Genomic DNA, 20,991 nt, shown 5'->3' with positions numbered 1-20,991 from the left:
TGAACTAGGCCAGTTTAGGGAAGGTGGCTATCTTCCCCCGCAGGCGGCTCTCCTCGCTGCGCGGCGAAATATGCTGCAGATCGTCGACAAAACGCGCCTGCCAGTTATGAATATCATTCTCTCTGATCACGTCCAGCATCGCGGAATGACGGGCGATACGTTCCGCCAGCGGCATGCTGAGAGCACGATCCAGCGCGGTGGCAACCTCATCGCGATCGTAAGGGTTGACGATCAGCGCGCTGGTCAGCTCCTGCGCCGCCCCGGCAAACTGCGACAGGACCAGCACCCCGGGGTTATCCGGATCCTGCGCCGCGACGTATTCTTTCGCCACCAGGTTCATGCCATCACGCAGCGGCGTCACCAGCCCGACGTCAGAGTAGCGGAAGACCTTCATCAGCAGCTTACGGTCAAAATGCTGGTTCAGGTAGTAGAGCGGGGTCCAGCCAAGCTGGCCAAACTGGCCATTGATGCGTCCGGCTGCAGTTTCCAGCTGGTGACGAATATCCTGATAGGCCTGTACATCGCCACGGGAAGTGGGCGCGATCTGAGTATAACGGATCTTGCCATGATGTTGAGGGTACTTCTCAAGCAGCGTCTCATAGGCGAGGAATCGCTCCGGCAACCCTTTCGAGTAGTCAAGCCGCTCCACGGAGAAGATATTCTTCACATTTTTCAGCTCATTCTTCAGCTGGGCCAGCTTCGGCGGCAGCGGGCCTTTGGCGTTGCGCGTAATTTCGTCCGGATCGATCCCAATCGGATAAACCTCGGTACTGAACGCCTTACCCCATGCCTGATAGCGTTTGTCCCCGAGATCAGAGAGCCGGGTCTGCATGGCAATGCTGTCAAGAAAGGCGGTTCTGTCGCTTTCGGTCTGGAAGCCCAGCAGATCGTAATCGCACAGTTGCTCCAGCAACTCGGCATGCGGCGGTAGCGCGTTAAAAATCTCCGGCGTCGGGAATGGAATATGCAAAAAGAAGCCGATCCGGTTGTTCACTCCGCGCTTACGCAGTTCACTGGCGAACGGCAGCAGATGGTAATCATGGATCCACAGCGTATCGTCTGGCTCGATCAGCGGCAGAAGCTTGTCCGCCAGCATCGCGTTGACCCGCAGATATCCCTCCCAGGCTTCGCGCTGGAAGCTGACCAGGTCAAGACGATAGTGGAAGGCCGGCCACAGCACGGCGTTGGAAAACTGGTTGTAATATTCATCATGGTCCCGTTCATTCAGGTTGAACGACGCCCAGGAGATATTTCCGCGGGAGACCTGCTTCAGCGGCTGCTGGTCATCGCCAATTTCGCCGCTCCAGCCAAACCACAGACCCCCCGCCGCTTTCAGTGCCCCCAGGATGCCGACGGCCAGACCGCCAGCGCTCGATTTTTTATCGTCCGGTAAGGCGATACGGTTAGAGACTACGACTAAACGACTCATGGTCATCCCTCCTTTCGGTTTGCGCGTCATACGCCAGATGTTGCAACCACGTCCTTACAGCGGCGGCATCCGCCAACCGCCAGTGCGCCTGAGTTTCTCCGGCACCGACTTTTACCGACATTCCCTGCAGTTGATTAACCACGCTAAATCCCGCCTCATCGGTCAAATCATCGCCGACAAAAACCGGTTCGCGGCCGGCAAACGGCGCCTCCTGCATGAAGGCGCTGATCGCCTCCCCTTTGTTCACTCCGCGGGGTTTAATCTCCACCACGCATTTACCCAGCTGCAATGCCAGCAGCGGGTAGCGCTGAACGATGCGCTGAGCCAGCTCCAGTACTGCGCTCTGCTGCTCCGGAGCCTGGCGGTAGTGCAGCGCGAAGGCCATCTCCTTACTCTCCAGCTCGCAGCCGGAGAGCCCCTGCAGCGCCGAGGTCAGCTCAGTCGCGATTTCATCGCGCAGCGCCGACGGCAGAGAAACGATATAGGTTTTACCATTGATATCACGGCGTTCTGCCCCGTGAACGCCGGCCAGCGGTAGCCGCCAGGGATGGGTTAGCGCGTCAAGTTCAGCCATTGAGCGCCCTGAAATCAATGCCACCGCCCCACCCTGCTGCTGGGCCAGCGCGTTGAGCGCCTGCAACGTGTTGTCGGGTATCACCACCTGATCGGGGTGCGGTTGGATATCGGCAAGAGTACCGTCGAGGTCAAAGAAAAAAGCGTAGTTTCCGGTTAGCGCAGGCGGTACAGATATCTGGTTATCCACCCTGTTTCCTCCTTATCATGGCCAGCCGAAGCTGGTTGTTAATTATATGTTAGCCATGTAAGTATAGACAGTGTGACCAACCTCGCCATTTTTGATAGTTACCGCCAGCGAAACGGGCGCTGGCGGTAATTACTCTGTAGACTTAAAAGTTATGCCTGAAATCAGGCCGCGCGTTTGGCTTTTTGTTTGTAGCGGTCAAAAATCACCGCCGCCAGCAGGATCACACCGCGCACGACGTATTGTGAGAAAGGCGAGATGTTCAGCAGGTTCATCGCGTTCTCCACGGTCCCGAGGATCAGGATCCCGGCGACCACGTAGGAGATCTTGCCGATCCCGCCCTTCAGCGATACCCCGCCCAGCACGCAGGCTGAAATAACAATCAGCTCATAGCCAATCGAGGTCATCGGCTGGCCGCTGGTCATCCGCGACGCCAGAATGATCCCCGCGGCGGCCGATACCAGACCGGAGAGCACAAAGATAATAATCTTGGTGCGCACCACCGGGACCCCGGCCAGACGCGCCGCCTCTTCATTGCCGCCAATAGCCAGCGTATTACGGCCAAAGGTGGTTTTGTTTAGTAATAATCCGAAAACCACCAGGCAGGCGACCGTCAGCCAGATTGGCGCCGGCAGACCAAACCAGTTGGCGTAGCCGAGAGTGAAGAAGCGCTCATCTTCGATCCCCACCGCTTTCCCGTCGGAGATAATGTAGGCCAGGCCCCGGACGATTTGCATCGTCGCGAGGGTGGTGATCAGGGCGTTAATCTTCAGGCGCGCAATGACAAAGCCGTTGACCAGACCACTGACCGCGCCCAGCAGCAGGCCGGCGGCAATCCCCAGCCACAGGCTTTCGCTCAGGTTAATCACCACTGCGGTAGTGACCCCGGCACAGGCGATAACCGACGCCACCGACAGGTCAAAATCGCCGGAGGCCAGGCAGAAGAGCATGCCGCAGGCCACCATTCCGGACATCGAGATCGCCAGCCCCAGCCCCTTCATATTGACGAATGAGGCAAAGTTGGGCACAAAAATAACGCAGCCGATAAACAGCACAGCAAACACCACCAGCATGCCAAACTGATCCCAAATGCGGGCAAAGCTAAAGGCAGAGCGGGTAGCGCCGGACGTAGTCACAGATGACATCATTTACTCCTTACTCAGGCGACAGCCTGACTCACTTTTGGCATCGCAAGGCTTAACGCCTGCTGTTCATTGGCTTCGTCATGCAGCAGTTCGCCGGCGATTTGCCCTTCGCGCATCACCACGATGCGGTCAGCGACGCCCAGCACTTCCGGCAGGTCGCTGGAGGCAAACACCACGGCAACACCTGAGGCGGCGAGGCCATATATCACGTTGTAAATTTCATGTTTGGCGCCGACGTCGATGCCGCGGGTGGGCTCATCGAGCAGGATCACCTTCATCTCTTCCGACAGCCAGCGGCCAAGGATCGCTTTCTGCTGGTTGCCGCCCGACAGGTTCATGATCAGCTGTTCCGGGCCAGGCGTTTTAATGTTCAGCGACTGGATATGCTGATCGGCATTGTCCGCCTCCCAGGCGTTGTTGATCAGGCAGCCAGCGTGAATATGCTTGCGCCGGGCGCTGATATTGATATTGTCGCGTACGGAGTGAACCGGAATAATCCCCTCCGCTTTGCGATCTTCCGGGCACAGCATCATCCCGGCCTGGATGGCCTGGGCCGGTTTACGAATGTCGACGGGCTGGCCATCGATATACACCTGACCGCCGGTGATCCGGGTGCCGCCAAATAAGCCTTTCATCAGTTCGCTGCGCCCGGCGCCCACCAGCCCGAACAGGCCGACGATTTCGCCACTGCGTACCGAGAGGCTGACCGGCGTACGCACGCCCGGTGCTTTGACCTCCTCCAGACGCAGCCGCTCTTCGCCATAGGGGCGAGGTTTCCAGCCGTATATATCGCCCAGATTGCGCCCCACCATCGCCTGAACCAGGGCGTCATGACTGACGCTCGGCATATCGTCAAAAGTGCAGACATAGCGGCCATCCTTAAAGACGGTGATGGCATCGCTGAGGGCAAAAATTTCTTCCATCCGGTGCGAAACATAGATGATGACTCGCCCCTCCTCCCGCAGTTCGCGGATAACGCGAAACAGATTGTCTATCTCGCGGGCGGAGAGCGAACTGGTCGGTTCATCGAAAGCGATGATCTTGGCATTGCGCGCCAGCGCTTTGGCAATCTCCACCATCTGCCACTGGCCTATAGAGAGATACTTCAGCGGCGTCTCCGGATCGATATCCAGCCCCAGATGTTCCAGCTGCAGGCGGGCCTCATAGTTGAGCAACGATCGGTTGACGATACCGCCTCTGTGCGGTAGCTGGCCAAGATAGATATTTTCGGCGACGGTCATCTCCGGGATCAGATGCAGCTCCTGGTAGATAATCGCCACGCCGGCGTTCAGCGCCTCCATGGTATTGCTGAACGCCATCTGCTGGCCGCCGATCTGCAGGTGGCCAGCGGTCGGAATATAGTTGCCGCTGAGAATTTTCAGCAGCGTCGATTTGCCTGCGCCATTTTCACCCATCAGCGCGTGGATCTGTCCGGGGTAGCAGTCAAAACTGATATCGGACAAAGCCTTTACGCCAGGGAACGTCATGGTGATGCCGCGAAATGAGAGATAAGGGGTAGACTGTTGCATAACGACTCCGCTCTTCAGCACTCAGCCCCCGCCGCGGCGGGGGCCAGTTCAACCAGGCTGTTACAGCCCTTTTTTCGCCAGCTCTTCTTTGAAGTTATCGCGGGTAATCAGCACCACATCGGTCACCGCCGTGAACTTCGGCGGCTCAACGCCCTTAGTGACCCAGTTGTAGAGCATTTCGCTGGTTTTATAGCCATGAATATCCGGGCTTGGCAGCAGGGAACCATAGAAGCCGGTCGGTTGCGCCTTCGACAGTTCGTTGACCGCATCCACACCGTTGATGCCGATGCCAATCACATCCGGTGCTTTAAAGCCCTGGCCTTCAGTGGCACGCACGCCGCCGAGCACGGTGTTGTCGTTCATCCCCACGATCAGCCAGTGTTTCACCTGCGGGTGCTGGACCAGCATGGAGTTACCGGCGTCAAACGCCCCCGGGATATCGTTAGATTTTGTCGGCACGCGGTAGATTTGCGCGTCCGGGAAGCCGGCTGCCTTCAGGGCATCGATGGAGCCGGTGGTGCGACGACGGGCGGTGTCCAGCTCATCGGCGGTGATAGCCATCACCGCGGTGTCTTTAACATCCCAGCCGCGTTTTTGCATCTCTTTATAGAGTTCCTGCCCCTGGCGGGCGCCGATTTCGCTGGCCGCCATCATCACCAGCGGTACGCTCTCCATCGGTTTGCCTTTCGCATTGACGAACTGGTCATCGACGGTAATGACCTTCATGTCATAGCCGCGCGCTTTGGCGACAATCGCCGACCCGAGCTTGGGATCGGGGGTACAGATGACAAAGCCCTTCGCGCCGCTGGCTGCCAGGCTGTCGATTGCGTTGAGGGTTTTCTCACCATCCGGAACCGCAATTTTAATGACGTCAAACCCTAAATCTTTTCCTGCTTTATCAGCAAATTTCCACTCAGTCTGGAACCATGGCTCTTCCGGCTGCTTCACCAGAAAACCCAGTTTCAAATTTTCCGCCATAGCTGATTGTGACATAACCGCAGCGAGACCAATGGCCGCCAGCGCTTTAGTAAATTTGTGCATGGTAAACTCCAGCTTTAATTCGCTTTCATGTAGGGAAAAATCGGAATTAACAATTTTATCGGCATCAAAACAAGGCATTAGAAAAATCGCATTCCCCACTGCCGTTGTTAGAGTAGTAATACCCGGAAATTATTTCTCCATACGAGAGCATTATCACATCGCGGAATTACAGTAATTGCGTGCATACATTTAGCAAAAAATGACATAAAAAATGACACAATTGTCATACAATTTTACCGGGCTATAGCAGGATCATCTATACCACCAGCAGACTTATCCTTGTGATGTCAGAGGATGTTTAACAGAGGGTTACAGCGCTGTTATCCCCGGCGATTGCCGGCCTCGTAAAGGGCGTTCGCCTCTGTGCCTCTTAAGTGACAACAGCCCCGTATCGCCGGGCGACCGGGACCGCTTAATATCGCGAAAAAACGGATCTTTTCCGTAATTAATACCGAATTGAAAAAATATTCCGCTTCAAATAAAAGCCTGCAACAAAAAATAAAAATAATGATCATTAGCCAGAAACATTACGCTTGAAATAACTTATTCCGCTCTGTTCTACGACAAATTTCGTAGTCAAATACCTATAACTTATCACTAACGCGATGCCAGCAAGCCCCGGCCAACGGCGCATGATTTCAGTCCAGATACCCTCTAAAAATAATGGTGTAACAAAACGTAAATTACCGCGATTGAGAGTTTTCTTAATTCCGTTGAGCGAGTATTCTTAAATCGTCGGCAAATGGAAAAAATACCCGACTCATACGGAATGTGTAGAGTTTTATTATTCTGCAACAGTGCCGCGTGTCACTATTTTATCTTGTGGTTATCCGCAGGATCTGTCGACACGCATCAGTAACCCCTTCCCGGTTAATAAGGATATTTTTTTATGGCAGTTCCAGGAATGGCACAAAAGCTAAACACCCAGATGAATCTTGAGTTTCACGCCTCTAACGTTTACCTGAACTTAAGCGAGTGGTGTGCCCGGCATCGCTTCGACGGCGCCGCGACATTTTTGCGCACCCGCGCGCAAAGCAGCATTACCCTCACCATGCACGTATTTGACTATCTGAAAAAAGCCGGCAGCTGGCCGATAGTGAATCCCGACCGCGCCTGTAATCCCGAATGCACCTCGCTGGAAGATCTGTTTACCCAAACCCTGAACGATTACCAACAGCGAAGCAGTATGCTGAGCGGTCTTGCCGAAGAAGCCAGGGCACAAAGCGACGACAACACCTGGCGATTTCTGACGCTGCTGGCGGAAGAGCAGCAACAGGATGGTCTGCTGTTGCAAAGCGTGCTTGAGGAAATCCGCAATGCCGATAAAGCTGGTCTCGGAATGGAGCAGACCGATCGGCGTCTGATGGCATTGGTCGGAGAACCACGGAAGCCGCATTAGTCAGCCATTTTCGCTCTGTCAGGGGGAGCGTGCCCACGCTGCCCCGTCTCTCGCTTTAAATCAGTTATGTCAATTTTTCCACCTCATTTATTCCCCAATAGAATAAAAAAGTTTTAACGCGATCGCATTCCCTCGTCACCGTTACCCCTTCTCAGGGATTAGTGAGCGCGGTCACTTTTTATCAAGCCACAAAGAAATATAAAAACAGTGTTTCAAAAATATAAAACACGAGGTTTATTTTTTATGGCTAGATACACGGCTTCAGCCCCTGAAGGGCTGCAGGGAAGACCGATCTTGTTACGCCATCAGTTAGCTTACGGCGGTGGTAATTTGTTGGGGAGTGGCGCGCTGGCGATAAGCGGCGCCTGGCTGCTCTATTTTTATACGACTTTTTGCGGCCTGACGCTGATCGAGGCCTCATTTATCTTCTCCGTCGCCAGCATCATCGATGCTATCAGCAACCCGCTGATGGGCTATCTCACCGATAACTTTGGCAAAACGCGCTTAGGCAAGCGCTTTGGCCGCCGGCGTTTCTTTCTGCTGATCGGCATCCCCTTGATGATGTTCTACCCGCTGCTGTGGGTGGAAGGCCTGAGTTTCTGGTACTACCTCTGCACCTATGTGGTGTTTGAGATCATCTACACCTCTATCATGGTGCCTTATGAAACGCTGGCGACAGAGATGACCGATGATTTCTCGCTGCGCTCAAAACTGACCGGCTATAAAGCCATTTTCGGCAAGCTAGCCAACTTCCTTGCGGCGTTTATTCCCGGACAGTTCATTCTGCTGTATGGCAAAGATTCTGCCACCCCTTTCTTCCTCACCGGTCTGACCTACGGCGTTATCCTCATCGTCGCGATTTCCTGCCTGTGGCTTTGCAGCTGGGAACGAAAGCGCGAGGAAGAGATAGAAACCAGCGCCAGGAAAGGGCTGCTGAGCACCCTGCTGTCGCTGGCAAAAGACATGCGTTCCACCTTTTATCTGCGCGTATTCCGCAAACATCTTGGTATGTACCTGTGCGGGTTTGGCGCTGAATGGCTGTTTGCCTCCATCTTTACCTATTTCGTGATATTCGTTCTTCAGCACGACCCGGCGATGGTCGCCGGACTGAATAGCCTGAACTCGATTCTGCAACTGATCTCTACAGCGCTGTTTATCGGCCTGTGCGTAAAAAAAGGCTTCAGTAAACCCTATATTCTGGCGCTGGGGATCGTGATTTTCGCGGTCCTGCTGTATACCTCGCTGTGGTTCTTCCATCTGCCGTCAGGCCTGGCGACGGTGCTGATGTTCGGCATTACCGTACTGTTCGGCCTGGGTACCGGCGGGGTTTACTACATTCCCTGGACCGTTTACACCTTCCTGGCCGATGTCGATGAGATCTACACCGGACGCCGTCGGGAAGGGATCTATGCCGGCGCCATGACCTTCTCAGGGAAAATTCTGCGCTCGATTGTGGTGTTCTCGATGGGGGCGATCCTGAGCTTCTACGGTTTCCAGTCAAAAGCGCACAGCCAACCGGAAAGCGCGGTGACCGCTATCGCGGTGGTATTCTGCGTCGGGGTGATCGCGTTAGCGTTGGCCGCCATCGTCTTCAGCAAGCAGATGAAGCTGGATCGTAAAGCTCATCTGGTGGTGCTGCAGGAAGTCGCGCGGATCAAAGCGGGCGGAAAAATCAGCGATATCGCGCCGGATGTACGAGTTATCGTGGAGGATCTGGTCGGTCATCGCTACGAAGAGTGTTGGGGCAACAGCAAATTGTTCAAAGATGCTGCCCCTGCGCCTGCGCAGACCGTCGTTTCCCATTAAAGAAGAAGGCCCCGCCGGTAAACGGCGAGGCCTGTTATTAATGCGTCTCTTCCTGCGGGGTAAACTTCAGCTCAATCAATGCGATCGCTTTTTGCACCGCGCGAAGGGTCACCGGATCGGCAGAGGCCGGATGGCTGGCGAAGTCGATAGCTTTCAGCTGAGTAGTCATTTTTTCACGCACTTCCACGGGCGCAATGACGTCAATGACATCGAGGATCTGTTTGATAACCAGCTGGCAAGCAACCACATCGGAAACCAGCTCATCGTGTTCGGTAAGATGTTGAGACATTAATTACTCCTTTTTTCAGGAGCGTAATAGTACCCTAAATTTTCACAGATAAAAAAACCTGCCGTCGCAGGTTTTTTTATCTACCCTACTGGCGGCGGAACTTCTCCTGCCGCTTTGCTCAGGCTCACATTCTTGATGGCAGTGACAACATGAATACCGCGATCTCTTCCAGAGACGAACGTGCTTTTTCAGCGCCTGCGCTGCTGGTGGCCGGTGCTTTTTTTATGGAGTTTCTCGACGGGACGGTGATCGCCACCGCGCTGCCCGATATGGCGAAAGATTTTGGCGTCACCGCGGTCGAGCTGAATATCGGCATCAGCGCCTATCTGATCACCCTCGCGGTACTGATCCCGGCCAGCGGTTGGATCGCCGATCGCTTCGGCGCCCGCGCTATTTTTACCCTCGCCCTGGCGATCTTTACCCTTGCCTCGGTCTTCTGCGGCCTCTCCACCGAGGTGCATACTTTTGTCGCCATGCGTATCCTGCAGGGGATCGGAGGCGCGCTGATGGTCCCCGTCGGTCGCCTGGCGGTACTGCGAACCACGCCGAAACACCTGCTGATCAAAGCCATCGCTACCCTCACCTGGCCGGCGCTGGTGGCCCCCATTATCGGCCCGCCTTTGGGCGGCTTTATCACCCGCTACGCCAGCTGGCACTGGATCTTCTTTATCAATGTCCCGCTGGGCCTCGCAGCCATCATCCTTGCGCTGCGCATTATCCCTGATATTCGCGAAACGGAACGGCGCTCCTTCGATCTCACCGGCTTTATCACCACCGCAGTCGCGATGGTCAGTCTGGTCACCGCGATGGAACGGCTCGGCGATCGCCAGCCGCAGATTTGGCCGACGCTGGCTCTCGCCGTGCTTGGCTTCGGCTGTCTGACATATGCTATACGCCACTTCCGCCGGGCGACGGCGCCCATGGTTCGTCTCGACGCCCTGCAGGTGCCAACGTTCCGGGTGACGATGTATGGCGGCTCGCTGTTCCGCTCCTCCATCAGCGCGGTCCCCTTTCTGCTGCCGCTGCTGTTTCAGGTAGGGTTCGGCATGGATCCCTTCCACTCCGGCCTGCTGGTGCTGGCGGTGTTTGTCGGCAATTTGACCATCAAACCCGCCACCACGCCGCTGATCCGCTGGCTGGGTTTTCGCCGACTGCTGTTGATCAACGGTGCACTGAACGTCTGTTCACTGCTGGCCTGTGCGCTGCTCACGCCGCAGACGCCGGTCTGGGCCATCATGTTAATCCTTTATCTCGGCGGGGTATTTCGCTCGATCCAGTTTACGGGCGTAAGCACGCTGGCCTTTGCCGATGTCCCCGCCGCGCAGATGAGTGATGCCAATACGCTGTTCAGTACCGCGTCGCAGCTGGCGGTGGGGCTGGGGATCACGCTCGGGGCGATTGGCATTCGCCTGGGCGAGCAGGTCGGCGACTGGCTGCACCTTTCCACGCTGCCGGGGATCAGCTTTCGCCTGTCGTTTGTCTTTATCGCGGTGATCTGTCTGGTAGGGATGATCGACAGCCTGCATCTGGCCAAAACGGCTGGCAGCAGCGTGTCGGAGAAGAAGAAATAATGATGGAAGGGCCAGCGGCGCTGGCCCTGATGACGGTTAACCGACGATCTGGCGAACGAAGGCTTCGATGGCTTTATCCTGACAGTTTTCGAAGAAGCACTGCTGGAAGCGTGGGCCGGATACCGCGGTTTTCACCAGCTCCGGATCGATGGCGCGCAGGGTGTCGAGATAGTTTTCTTTTACCACTGCCGCTTTAACCTGGTTGAGGATCCCGGCATTTCGTACCTGCGGCTCTTTGCGCTCCGGCGGATAGCCTTCGCCGTTGCGGCCGGTAAACGCTTTTTCAAAGATAAAGCGTACATTCAGCTCCGCGCCCCAGCCGAAACCTTTGGCAAACGGCAGCGACAGCGCATTACCATTGTTGATCTGAGCAAACAGGAACGCGTCCGCCGGATCGATACAGTAGCCGCAGACCACGCCCGGGTGAATATTCAGCGACATCAGCGCCCCCTGACCGGTACCGCAGCCGGTGACCACGAAGTCGACCGCTTTCGAATTCAGCAGGATGCTGGCCATGATCCCGAGGTGAATGTAGGTCAGATGATGATCGTGCTCATCGCTCATGCCGACGTTGAACACCGGGAATCCTTTTTCGTCAGCAACGGCGTTAAGCTCCTTAAGGATGATGGCGTTTTTGTTCGCCTGGCTGTTCTCCATCATCAGTGCAATCTTCATGGTTTACTCTCCTGAATGCTGTGCGGGCCTGCCCGCAGAATGTCATTGGCGTTGACTGCACTCTACTACCTGGAAAACAAACTTTCAAATTTTATGAAAAGTTGTTTTAAAAATTACGCAGCGCTTCACACTTTCGCCCTCTCCGCCAGTCCAGTCGCCAGGTCCCCGCCCCCAGGCATGCCCCCCCTCACCTCGCGCGCTCTACCTCGCAGCCCGTTGGCCGGTCATACCATTTTCCACCACAATTAATAATAAATTAAAACCATTCTCATTTATTATTAAATTGCCAATGCGTGTTATTCCCATTAGCATTTTAAATAAAACATTTTTAAATTTACTTTTTGCAAATAATTAAATAACAAATTATAGTGGCAGCCGATAACATCTATTTTTTAATTCCAGGAGCGCGACAATGCTGAAAACGGAAATGATCGACAAACTGAATGAACAGATGAATCTTGAACTTTATTCTTCTCTTCTTTATCAGCAGATGAGCGCCTGGTGCAGTTACCACAGTTTTGAAGGGGCTGCGGCCTTCCTGCGTCGCCATGCCCAGGAAGAGATGACCCATATGCAGCGCCTGTTCGACTACCTGACCGACACCGGTAGCCTGCCGCGCATCAACGCGATCGCCTCCCCGTTTGCCGAATATGCCTCACTGGACGAGCTGTTCCGCCAGACCTATGAGCACGAGCAGCTGATCACGCAAAAAATTAATGAACTGGCGCACGCCGCCATGACCAGTCAGGATTACCCGACCTTTAATTTCCTGCAGTGGTATGTCGCTGAACAGCACGAAGAAGAGAAATTATTTAAATCGGTGATTGATAAACTGACCCTCGTTGGAAAAAGTGGCGAAGGTCTGTACTTTATCGATAAAGAACTGGCGACCCTCGACACACAGAATTAATCTTCCGCGCCGCGACACCCCCGTGTCGCGGCCATTTTAATGCCGGCAAATCTTATTTTCTGCGGTAGTAAAACCTTCCTCTCTGGCAATAAATTTGCCTTTTTTCTCTAAAAACGCCACCAGCTCTGCGGCGCTTAGATTCTCTGCTGAACAGGTGTGAAACCGCGCCTCTTCGCCAAAGCGGCGGCGAATGGCGGCCTCCAGCGAGGCGACCGTCCAGGACTCACCCGAGGCGAGCATCATCTGTAAAACTTCATGACCATGAATAGAAGACATAACCCCTCCTGAAAACCACCAGCTTAGGCCAGCCATGCCATCGGCGCCTTGCGCCAGCGCAGGCTTTCGCACCCTTAAATGCGTAAAGATAAAATTACAGGACTTGTAACCCTCATTTGACGAACGCTGTAATATCCCCTACTCTGCGCGGCATAATTTATTGTTATTAGCTGTAGGGATAGCGAAAAGCGTGAAAAACCGCACTCTGGGCAGTATTTTAATCGTAGCTGGCACCACTATCGGTGCAGGAATGTTGGCGATGCCCTTGGCCGCCGCCGGCGTCGGGTTTGCCGTCACGCTGGGTTTACTTTTCACCTTGTGGGCGTTGATGTGCTATACCGCCCTGTTGCTGCTGGAAGTCTACCAGCACGTGCCTGCCGACATGGGGCTCGGTTCCCTGGCCGCACGCTATCTGGGCCGTTACGGGCAGTGGGTTACCGGGTTCTGCATGCTGTTTCTGCTGTATGCCCTCACGGCGGCCTATATCAGTGGCGCCGGTGAATTGCTCGCCTCCAGCCTCAACCAGTGGCTGGACTGGCAGCTGCCGCCGGCGGCCGGCGTACTTTTGTTTACGGCGCTGGGCGGGGCGGTGGTGTGCATCGGTACCTCGCTGGTCGACTTATTCAATCGCTTCCTGTTCAGCGCCAAAATCATCTTTCTGGTGATTATGCTGGCGCTACTGATGCCGCATATTCATCAGGTCAATCTGTTGACGCTGCCGGTTGAGCAAGGCCTGGCCCTGTCCGCCATTCCGGTGATCTTTACCTCCTTTGGTTTTCACGGCAGTGTGCCGAGCATCGTCAGCTATCTTGGCGGCGATATCCGTAAACTGCGCCGGGTATTTATTATCGGCAGCTTTATTCCGCTGGTGGCTTATATTTTCTGGCAGCTGGCGACGCTGGGGAGTATCAACCCTCCCGCTTTTACCGCTCTGCTGGCCAAAAACGCTGGTCTTAATGGCCTGCTGGAGGCGATCCGCGAAGTGGTGGCGTCGCCGCACGTGGAGCTGGCCGTACACCTGTTTGCCGACCTCGCGCTGGCGACCTCATTCCTCGGCGTCTCGCTCGGCTTGTTTGATTACCTGGCCGATGTGTTTCAACGCAAAAACAGCGTCAGCGGACGTCTGCAGAGCGGCGCGATCACCTTCCTGCCGCCGGTGGCGTTCGCCCTGTTCTATCCCCGCGGTTTTGTTATGGCCCTGGGCTACGCCGGGGTGGCACTCGCCGTGCTGGCCCTGATGTTGCCTGCCCTGCTGGCAATGAAGAGCCGCCGACAACATCCGCAGGCTGCCTGGCGGGTGGTCGGCGGCGCGCCGGCGCTGTGGCTGGTTCTGCTGTGCGGGATCGGTATTGTGGCGATTCAGTTCAGTATCGTCGCCGGACTGCTGCCTGCGGTGGGATAAAAAAAGGGGCCGGCTGGCCCCCTGGTTTTATTTTGCTAAGCAGCACTGCTTATACTTTTTTCCGCTCCCGCACGGGCAGGGATCGTTGCGTCCGACCTTCGCCTCATTTCTGACCGGCTGCGGAACCACCACCGGCAGGGGATTCGCCATCCAGTACTGGTAAAGCGCCAGCGCCGCCGGCGTGATACGCTCGATGCTGTCAATAAACTCATCCGCCGTCAGATTATCCAGCGCGGTAAACTGCGCTTCGCTGCCGTGGAGCGCGATAGCGTCCAGCGCCGGCTTAAGTTCAGCGGGCAGCGTCGACCAGTCGCTCAGCGCTACGCCGCGCAGGTAGCCAAAGCACCACTCTTCGACGATCGTCAGCTCCTGACCTTCCGCTTCGCGGGTGCCAAACAGCGGTTCGAACTGATCGGGATAGGACTCCAGCCGTTCAGCGATGTCGCTCATATGCTGCAGCGTCAGATCGACAAAGCGATCGCGCTCGCGGTCGTTGGCCCAGCGCGGCACATTATCCGCCCCGCCCCAGATCGCCACCAGCCACTGGGCTGGTTCGATATCGGTCGGTGCAGAGAGGATAGCCGTCAGCAGGCCATCCAGTTCAGACACATCCAGAATAGCGCCTTCGGTGGCGTATTTCGCCAGCGTCTCGTCCAGCCATTCCAGTTCGTTTTCGTTTAAAGGTCCGGTATTCATTCACAGGCTCGCATGGTAAAAATCGGGCCTACAGTAGCCGAATTGCCGACAGAAAGCCACCAGGCGCGGCAATCCGCCTTCCCATGCCCATCAGGCCAGGCCGTGCAGCGCCGCCGCCACGTCGCGAATGGCCTCCTCCCCTAACGGCAGCAAGGGGCGGGGAAGGCAGTCAGGGTCGCACAGCCCCAGAATGGCCGCCGCGCTGGCGATTACCCGCAGGCTGCCGCCATAGCGGTCGAAGCATCGCCAGAGCGGGGCCAGCTGCGCATTCAGCGCCGCAACCCGTGCCGCGTCGCCAGAACGAATCGCCCTTACCAGCGCCCCTGAAAGCTGGGGAAAGAGCCCGCCGCAAACCGAGTACCAGACTTGGCAACCGGCCTGCAATCCCGCCGTCGCCAGGGCATCGCCGCTGGCGCCAAGCGTAACGCGGGCAGGAAGATGACGGCGTAGCGTTGCCACCCGCTCACTCGCCTGCGGCTCAGGCAAGCCGGGAATTTTAATCGAAGCGATGGCCGGCAAGGCGGCGATGCGCCCCTGCAGCTCATCCGCCAGCGTGACGTGAGTGGTGCGGGGATTGTCATACAGGCAAACCGGAACCGAGACGTGCCGACAGACCTCTTCGTAGAAGGCAAAGATCTCCTCCGCAGAAAGCGGCTGATAGGACATCATCGGCAGTAATAACGCATCCGCCCCGGCCTGCTGGGCATCCTCCACCAGGCGCAGCACCTCGCTGGTAGCGATGGCGCCGACGCCAACCATCATCGGGATCGACCCAACATGCGCTTTCGCCACCTGCACCACCCGCTTGCGCTGCTCACGATTCAGATACGCGTAGCTGCCGGTCGAGCCTAAGATGCCCAGAGAGTCGACTCCGGTATCGGTAAGACGAGAGAGAATACGGATAAACGCCTTTTCATCAAGATGCTGCTGATGCAGCGGCGTCAGCGGAAATGCGCAAAGCCCTGTGAACATGATGCCTCCGGCAGGCTGGGATAAAAGTCCGGTTGATAGTAGCAAGGAGAGATCGTTTTGTCCTGGGACAAATGAACGATCGCCGCTGAGCGTGATGGATTCATTCGCCTGCGTGCGATGCTCTCCTCCGGGATATTTTCCCTGTCAGTTCAGGCATCAGGATCCGTAGATTCTGGCGAGCGTCTTCAATAACCGCGTCCTCTGTAGCCGCCCGTATTTCCTCGATTGCCAATATCCTGTCTATTTGACATAATCCCACACGATTTGTATGCCTACCTGTTTTAGCAGCAATAAAATAAAGAAAGACTACAGCTTCAATTGGATAAAAAATGAGATATGACATTAAAGAAAATTACTTAAAAATACATCTAATAAAAACAACCTATAAAACGCTACTCGGTAGACCGGCAGATAGCGATGGTCTGAAAAACCACCTCAACGCCATTGCTAATAAGTCACTTGCAGAATCAGCAGAATTTCTTAACTCATCGCTGATGCATAGCGACGAGTTTATTGCTTTCACGAAATCCAGAATGTCATCTGATAAATTCAGTTACACACCACAAGCGTTAACAGAGAGTGCTCCTGATGATTCAATGCACGTCAAACATATTGTCTCCCTGGGTAGCCATTGTTTAACTTCATGGACATTGAAAAAATTCAACCTGAAAAAGATATCACTGCCTTTTGACTGGCTATTTTCCTGTCCAGCGATGATTATCGACTGCCTGAGGGATGATTTTACCTCATTTTTAGATAAAAATGAGTACAGCTCATTACGTCGCCAGTCGCGAGAACCCGGAGCACACCACAATAAATACAAAGAAAAATATCGTCTGAATGATATATTCACGCATCGCGACCCAAACACCCCTGCTGATTATGAGTATTACGTCCGAGCGGTTAAAAGATTCAGAAACATATTAAAAAGCAAAGAAGGGAAGCTTTTTGTGATTTGCTGTAGAGAGGAAATAGATATAGCAAAGCAACTCCCTGAATTAGTCACTGAACTTTCTCACCACACGACTAATTTCTATCTGTTGGCTTTTGCCTTGCAGAAACCCGCCTATCTTCAACTGGAGCGTATATCTTCGGGTGAAAATTATTCACTATATAGTTTGACACCTGAGTCTGAAGAAAGATTTACCGGAAAATTCTCCTCGCTTACGGATGAGATGGTAATTATATCTAAAGTCCTTTCGTTCAACCTCGAACTCTAGAGACGGTTTCACCTCCGGCCTCTGGCACGCAGAGTATCGATTTGCCTCCCCCTGCCGGTTTGGGGGAGCGAAATCATCCCAACGACATTATTCCACGAGGCGCGACGGTTTAGCCGGGTGCGGTTATCCTGGGGGAAGAGCAAGGTGGACAAGAAAACTAGTATGAAGTGATATTATGAAATGGGTGGTTTTGAAACAAAAAAACCACCCGTAGGTGGTTTCACGACACTGCTTATTGCTTTGATTATTCTGCTTTTATCCCAATGGTACCCGGAGTGGGACTTGAACCCACACAGCGCGAACGCCGAGGGATTTTAAATCCCTTGTGTCTACCGATTCCACCATCCGGGCTCGGGATAGAAAGTGGAGGCGCGTTCCGGAGTCGAACCGGACTAGACGGATTTGCAATCCGCTACATAACCGCTTTGCTAACGCGCCTTTAATACTGAAGCACCCGCTACTGCCGATGCTGTTAATCTGGAGCGGGAAACGAGACTCGAACTCGCGACCCCGACCTTGGCAAGGTCGTGCTCTACCAACTGAGCTATTCCCGCATTATCAAGTTATTTGCTAATCACTTGATTTTGTTATCGTCTGGAAGACTGTGCCGCCGTTCGATGCGTTGCATTCTACTTATCTCTCGCGGTGAGTCAACGGTATTTTTCGCAACTTTGCATCGTTTGCTGAAAATAACGGCGAAACGATCACTGATCAAGCAAATCGCCGCGCGCCGCGTTCAGATACTGCAGCATCGACCACAGCGTCAGCACCGCCGCCACGAGGAAAAGCGCGATCCCGGCCCACTCTACCCATGGATAAGGACGCCACAGCATCCATACCAGGGCGGCCATCTGTGCGGTCGTTTTAACTTTGCCAATCCACGAGACCGCCACGCTGCTGCGTTTCCCCAGCTCAGCCATCCATTCGCGCAGTGCCGAAATAATAATTTCACGCGCGATCATGGTCGCCGCCGGCAGCGTGACCCACCAGGTGTGATAGTGCTCGGCAACCAGCACCATGGCGATAGCCACCATGACTTTATCCGCCACCGGGTCCAGGAAGGCGCCAAACCGGGTGCTCTGATTCCAGCGACGAGCCAGAAAACCATCAAACCAGTCGGTCACGGCGGCGACAAAGAAAATTAACGCGCAGGCAAACGGCGCCCAGCTAAAGGGGAGATAAAACGCCAGCACAAAGAACGGGATCAGGATGACGCGAAACAGAGTAAGCAACGTAGGGATATTAAATTGCATAGTGACGGGTAACTATCTGTTGTAAGTAAAAATTAGCCCTATGTTGCTACAGAGCCCCTAATGTTTCAACGAGTAGAAGATCTTTTCTGCCAGACCGTGAGAGATGCCCGGTACTTTAGCAATTTCCTCGACGCTGGCCTGCTGCAGCCCCTGCAGCCCACCCATATACTTCAGCAGCATCTGGCGACGCTTCGGCCCTACTCCCTCGATAGTCTCAAGCGAGCTGGTGCTCTTCACTTTCGCCCGTTTTTTACGATGTCCGGAAATCGCATGATCGTGCGATTCATCGCGGATGTGCTGGATTACGTGCAGAGCGGGCGAATCCGGCGGCAGGCTAAACCCCTCGCCTTCCGGTTCAAAGAATAACGTTTCCAGGCCGGCTTTACGATCGCTGCCTTTCGCCACGCCCAGCAGCAGCGGATGATGTTTATCCCAGGGAACATCCAGTTCGGCAAACACCGCTTTCGCCTGCGCCAGCTGCCCCTTTCCGCCATCTATCAGGATCACATCCGGAATTTTATTATCATCAATCGCTTTACCATAGCGACGGCGCAGGACCTGATTCATCGCCGCGTAGTCATCGCCAGGGGTGATGCCGGTGATATTATAGCGCCGGTACTCCGCACGCAGCGGACCATTACTGTCAAACACCACGCAGGACGCCACGGTCTGCTCGCCCATCGTATGGCTGATATCAAAGCACTCCATCCGCTTCACGGCCGGCAGTTCCAGCACGGTGGCCAGCGCCTGCAGGCGCTGATGAATGGTCGACTGCTGAGCCAATTTCGTGGTTAACGCCGTCGCGGCGTTGGTGCGCGCCAGCTTAAGGTAACGCGCTCTGTCGCCGCGCGGTTTAGTCTGTACATTGATTCGACGTCCCGCCAGCTCCGACAGCGACTCGGCCAGCAGCGTCTTATCACCAAGGCTGAAGTCGAGCAAAATCTCCCCCGGCAGGGTACGCATCTGGCTACCCTGCAGGTAGAACTGACCGACAAACGTCTCCACGACCTCTCCCAGCTCAGTGCCGCCCGGCACTTTCGGGAAGTAGCTCCGGCTGCCCAGCACTTTGCCCTGGCGGATAAACAGCACATGGACGCAGGCCATTCCGGCCTCAAAGGCGACGCCGATAACGTCAAGATCGTCGCCGGTATTAGAAACAAACTGTTTCTCCGTCACCCGGCGGACCGCTTGAATCTGGTCGCGAATGCGCGCGGCCTCTTCAAACTCCAGACTTTGGCTCGCTTTCTCCATTCTGGCGATGAGCTGGGTCAGGACCTGATCGTCCTTGCCGGCAAGGAACAGCCGTACATACTCAACCTGCTGAGCATACTCTTCTTCGCTGACCAGCCCCGCCACGCACGGCCCCAGACAGCGGCCAATCTGATACTGCAGGCAGGGACGCGAGCGGTTGCGATAGACGCTATTTTCGCACTGGCGAACAGGAAAAATTTTCTGCAGCAGCGCCAGGGTCTCCCGCACGGCATAGCCGTTGGGGAAAGGACCAAAGTACTCGCCTTTCGCATGTTTGGCGCCGCGATGCATCGCCAGACGTGGATGAGTATCACCGCTGAGGAAAATAAAAGGATAAGACTTATCATCGCGCAACAGCACGTTGTAACGCGGCTGGTACAGCTTGATATAGTTGTGCTCCAGCAGCAGCGCTTCCGTCTCGGTGTGAGTGACGGTCACGTCAATCTGCGCAATCAGCGCCACCAGCGCTTCGGTTTTACGCGACGCGAGATTGCTGCGGAAATAGCTGCTGAGCCGCTTTTTCAGATCTTTGGCTTTGCCAACATAGATGACGGTCCCGCCAGCATCATACATCCGATACACACCGGGCTGGCTGGTCACCGTTTTCAGGAAAGCTTTTGCGTCAAAAACATAACTCACTGGCTTGCTAACGACTCCGCATTACACAGGCCATGGCGAATTGCCAGGTGGGTCAGCTCCACATCGCCATGAATGTTTAATTTGCTGAACATTCGGTAGCGATAGCTGTTAACCGTTTTGGGACTCAGATTGAGCTGCTCTGAGATCTCATTCACCTTCTGACCTTTGGTGATCATCAGCATAATCTGCAATTCGCGTTCAGACAAACTGGCAAACGGCGATTCCGTTTTTTCCGGTTCAATCTGACTTAGCGCCATTTGCTGAGCAATATCGGAAGCAATGTAACGTTGTCCGGACGCCACGCAGCGGATCGCATTCACCACTTCCTGCGGTGCAGCCCCCTTGCTAAGATAGCCCGCCGCCCCCGCCTGCATGACCTTGGCAGGTAGAGGATTCTCGGTATGCACGGTGAGCATGATCACTTTCGTGCCCGCCACGGAGCGCGCGATTTTGCGCGTGGCTTCAAGACCACCGATCCCGGGCATGTTCATGTCCATCAGGACGACATCTGCGGAATTAGCCCGGCACCACTTCACGGCGTCCTCGCCGCAACAGGCTTCGCCAGCGACTTTAATCCCTTTTATATCTTCCAGAATGCGTCGTATCCCTGCGCGCACCAGTTCGTGGTCATCAACAAGAAGAACGTTGATCAAAGGAATAATCTCCAGAATGAGGGATAACGCTACTGATACTTTATCTCCCACATATTACCGGGTTTTATTGCTAAT

19 protein-coding genes, 3 tRNA genes and 2 pseudogenes are annotated in these 20,991 nt (G+C 54.9%); 7 read left to right on the top strand and 17 right to left on the bottom strand.

Annotated elements, in window-relative coordinates:
- Positions 1–4 precede the first annotated feature (4 nt).
- From otsA to R0140_RS09005, 5 genes are all read right to left on the bottom strand, one after another.
- Positions 5–1,429, bottom strand: coding sequence for an alpha,alpha-trehalose-phosphate synthase (gene otsA / locus R0140_RS09025; RefSeq protein ID WP_008804234.1), 1,425 nt, complete (start codon positions 1,427–1,429; stop codon positions 5–7).
- The gene (gene otsB, locus R0140_RS09020; RefSeq protein ID WP_032741239.1) at positions 1,404–2,192 is read right to left on the bottom strand and encodes a trehalose-phosphatase; all 789 of its coding nucleotides are present in this window, start codon (positions 2,190–2,192) and stop codon (positions 1,404–1,406) included. Before otsB ends, otsA begins: the two co-directional genes overlap by 26 nt.
- 161 nt (positions 2,193–2,353) lie before the next feature.
- The gene (araH, locus tag R0140_RS09015; RefSeq protein WP_004203438.1) at positions 2,354–3,334 is read right to left on the bottom strand and encodes an L-arabinose ABC transporter permease AraH; all 981 of its coding nucleotides are present in this window, start codon (positions 3,332–3,334) and stop codon (positions 2,354–2,356) included.
- A gap of 14 nt (positions 3,335–3,348) precedes the next feature.
- Positions 3,349–4,863, bottom strand: a complete 1,515-nt coding sequence (gene araG / locus R0140_RS09010) for an L-arabinose ABC transporter ATP-binding protein AraG (RefSeq protein ID WP_016161396.1) — start codon at positions 4,861–4,863, stop codon at positions 3,349–3,351.
- 60 nt (positions 4,864–4,923) lie between these two features.
- Positions 4,924–5,904 (bottom strand): arabinose ABC transporter substrate-binding protein, encoded by a 981-nt coding sequence (locus R0140_RS09005; protein ID WP_002911518.1) that lies wholly within the window; start codon positions 5,902–5,904, stop codon positions 4,924–4,926.
- Positions 5,905–6,793: 889 nt separating this feature from the next.
- Between R0140_RS09005 and R0140_RS08995 the strand changes: the two genes are divergently transcribed.
- The gene (locus tag R0140_RS08995) at positions 6,794–7,303 is read left to right on the top strand and encodes a non-heme ferritin-like protein (RefSeq protein ID WP_032741243.1); all 510 of its coding nucleotides are present in this window, start codon (positions 6,794–6,796) and stop codon (positions 7,301–7,303) included.
- Positions 7,304–7,367: 64 nt separating this feature from the next.
- On the opposite strand, the pseudogene R0140_RS27810 reads toward R0140_RS08995, so the two are convergent.
- A pseudogene (locus R0140_RS27810) lies at positions 7,368–7,532 on the bottom strand (succinate dehydrogenase).
- 65 nt (positions 7,533–7,597) lie between these two features.
- Between R0140_RS27810 and R0140_RS08990 the strand changes: the two are divergent.
- Entirely contained in the window at positions 7,598–9,109 is a 1,512-nt protein-coding gene (locus R0140_RS08990) for an MFS transporter (protein WP_012541237.1), read from the top strand.
- Positions 9,110–9,146: 37 nt separating this feature from the next.
- Here the strand turns inward: R0140_RS08990 and R0140_RS08985 are convergent, their stop codons facing one another.
- Positions 9,147–9,398, bottom strand: a complete 252-nt coding sequence (locus R0140_RS08985) for a DUF2766 family protein (protein ID WP_002911524.1) — start codon at positions 9,396–9,398, stop codon at positions 9,147–9,149.
- 149 nt (positions 9,399–9,547) lie between these two features.
- Here R0140_RS08985 and R0140_RS08980 point away from each other — a divergent pair, with 149 nt between their 5' ends.
- Positions 9,548–10,969, top strand: coding sequence for an MFS transporter (locus R0140_RS08980; RefSeq protein ID WP_012541236.1), 1,422 nt, complete (start codon positions 9,548–9,550; stop codon positions 10,967–10,969).
- 36 nt (positions 10,970–11,005) lie between these two features.
- Here the strand turns inward: R0140_RS08980 and R0140_RS08975 are convergent, their stop codons facing one another.
- A complete protein-coding gene (locus R0140_RS08975) occupies positions 11,006–11,644 on the bottom strand; it encodes an RpiB/LacA/LacB family sugar-phosphate isomerase (protein WP_008804227.1) in 639 nt (212 codons plus the stop codon).
- A gap of 244 nt (positions 11,645–11,888) precedes the next feature.
- Between R0140_RS08975 and R0140_RS08970 the strand changes: the two are divergent.
- Positions 11,889–11,999 (top strand): annotated as a pseudogene (locus R0140_RS08970) (hypothetical protein); the annotation flags it as partial.
- Positions 12,000–12,056: 57 nt separating this feature from the next.
- Positions 12,057–12,554: a non-heme ferritin gene (gene ftnA, locus R0140_RS08965; protein ID WP_008804225.1), complete on the top strand. Its 498-nt coding sequence runs from the start codon at positions 12,057–12,059 to the stop codon at positions 12,552–12,554.
- A 36-nt stretch (positions 12,555–12,590) separates the two neighbouring features.
- Here ftnA and R0140_RS08960 read toward each other — a convergent pair whose 3' ends face one another.
- Positions 12,591–12,830 (bottom strand): YecH family metal-binding protein, encoded by a 240-nt coding sequence (locus R0140_RS08960; protein ID WP_004200338.1) that lies wholly within the window; start codon positions 12,828–12,830, stop codon positions 12,591–12,593.
- Between the two features lie 190 nt (positions 12,831–13,020).
- Between R0140_RS08960 and tyrP the strand changes: the two genes are divergently transcribed.
- The gene (gene tyrP, locus R0140_RS08955) at positions 13,021–14,232 is read left to right on the top strand and encodes a tyrosine transporter TyrP (protein ID WP_012541234.1); all 1,212 of its coding nucleotides are present in this window, start codon (positions 13,021–13,023) and stop codon (positions 14,230–14,232) included.
- A 27-nt stretch (positions 14,233–14,259) separates the two neighbouring features.
- Here the strand turns inward: tyrP and R0140_RS08950 are convergent, their stop codons facing one another.
- Positions 14,260–14,928 carry a YecA/YgfB family protein gene (locus R0140_RS08950; RefSeq protein ID WP_008804222.1) on the bottom strand — a complete coding sequence of 223 codons (669 nt, stop codon included), beginning with the start codon at positions 14,926–14,928 and terminating at the stop codon, positions 14,260–14,262.
- Between the two features lie 90 nt (positions 14,929–15,018).
- Positions 15,019–15,900, bottom strand: a complete 882-nt coding sequence (locus R0140_RS08945) for a dihydrodipicolinate synthase family protein (protein WP_023297887.1) — start codon at positions 15,898–15,900, stop codon at positions 15,019–15,021.
- 329 nt (positions 15,901–16,229) lie between these two features.
- Between R0140_RS08945 and R0140_RS08940 the strand changes: the two genes are divergently transcribed.
- A complete protein-coding gene (locus R0140_RS08940; protein WP_032741245.1) occupies positions 16,230–17,120 on the top strand; it encodes a DUF1796 family putative cysteine peptidase in 891 nt (296 codons plus the stop codon).
- Positions 17,121–17,384: 264 nt separating this feature from the next.
- Here the strand turns inward: R0140_RS08940 and R0140_RS08935 are convergent.
- From R0140_RS08935 to uvrY, 6 genes are all read right to left on the bottom strand, one after another.
- Positions 17,385–17,471 (bottom strand) — tRNA-Leu (locus R0140_RS08935).
- A gap of 13 nt (positions 17,472–17,484) precedes the next feature.
- A tRNA-Cys gene (locus tag R0140_RS08930) sits at positions 17,485–17,558 on the bottom strand.
- Positions 17,559–17,598: 40 nt separating this feature from the next.
- Positions 17,599–17,674, bottom strand: a tRNA-Gly gene (locus R0140_RS08925).
- Between the two features lie 150 nt (positions 17,675–17,824).
- Positions 17,825–18,373, bottom strand: coding sequence for a CDP-diacylglycerol--glycerol-3-phosphate 3-phosphatidyltransferase (gene pgsA, locus R0140_RS08920; RefSeq protein WP_008804219.1), 549 nt, complete (start codon positions 18,371–18,373; stop codon positions 17,825–17,827).
- Positions 18,374–18,430: 57 nt separating this feature from the next.
- Positions 18,431–20,263: an excinuclease ABC subunit UvrC gene (uvrC, locus tag R0140_RS08915; protein ID WP_032740035.1), complete on the bottom strand. Its 1,833-nt coding sequence runs from the start codon at positions 20,261–20,263 to the stop codon at positions 18,431–18,433.
- Positions 20,260–20,916 carry a UvrY/SirA/GacA family response regulator transcription factor gene (uvrY, locus tag R0140_RS08910; protein WP_002911539.1) on the bottom strand — a complete coding sequence of 219 codons (657 nt, stop codon included), beginning with the start codon at positions 20,914–20,916 and terminating at the stop codon, positions 20,260–20,262. The genes uvrC and uvrY overlap by 4 nt, the downstream gene beginning before the upstream one ends.
- Positions 20,917–20,991 lie beyond the last annotated feature (75 nt).

The organism is Klebsiella sp. w6, from assembly GCF_033100215.1.
GTDB lineage: Bacteria > Pseudomonadota > Gammaproteobacteria > Enterobacterales > Enterobacteriaceae > Klebsiella > Klebsiella variicola.
Note: the sequence above shows the minus strand (reverse complement) of the source record. Positions and strands in the feature narration are given on the sequence as shown.